Origin of the sequence: Proteus sp. fly-1067, from assembly GCF_040139345.1 — a bacterium.
Taxonomy (GTDB): Bacteria; Pseudomonadota; Gammaproteobacteria; order Enterobacterales; family Enterobacteriaceae; genus Proteus; species Proteus vulgaris_B.
This window is the reverse complement of the sequence record NZ_JBEEUL010000238.1, coordinates 1-541: the sequence shown is the minus strand read 5'-3', so window position 1 is coordinate 541 and position 541 is coordinate 1. Positions and strand designations below refer to the sequence as shown.

The 541-nt window shown below is 36.0% G+C and carries 2 pseudogenes; both read right to left on the bottom strand.

Annotation, left to right across the window (positions count from 1 at the left end):
• Positions 1–231 (bottom strand): annotated as a pseudogene (locus ABN217_RS20190) (hypothetical protein); the annotation flags it as partial.
• Between the two features lie 176 nt (positions 232–407).
• A pseudogene (locus ABN217_RS20185) lies at positions 408–541 on the bottom strand (N-acetylneuraminate lyase); the annotation flags it as partial.

Genomic DNA, 541 nt, shown 5'->3' with positions numbered 1-541 from the left:
TTGTGGCTGAGCAAATTCAATAAATGGAAATTTAAGTGCAAGCTGTTCACAATAAACCATTAGTTTCTGACTAAAGAGAGTAAAGCTTTCCTCAATTTGAGGCTGACAAATCATTAATTGCCCCGCATTTAAGCTGACATCAATAATACTTTCATCATTAATTTGTCGTTGCCAAGTTTCACCTGTTGCCAATTTTTTGAGCGTTGCTTGTGTCAGAAATTCGAATGCCATCAAGACACCTTAATTAAAAATAAGACAATAGTTAGTACTTTGGTTTGAGTGGCATTTAAAATCAAGTTTTAGACATAATAAAAAAGTGGCTTTATTCTAAAAGCCACTGTCACATCAAAGGGGGAGATGTTGAAATATAGGTCTATCTATAAAATTATCAATCAAAGTCAAATCAATTACAGAAAATTAGCTGCTTTAAACTTCGCTAAAGCATCAGCTTTTTGCTCTGCCGTCATTGGACGTAATGGGCGACGAGGGTCACCAACATCAATACCATGCAGTTGCATTGCCACTTTTCCTGCAGCAACAC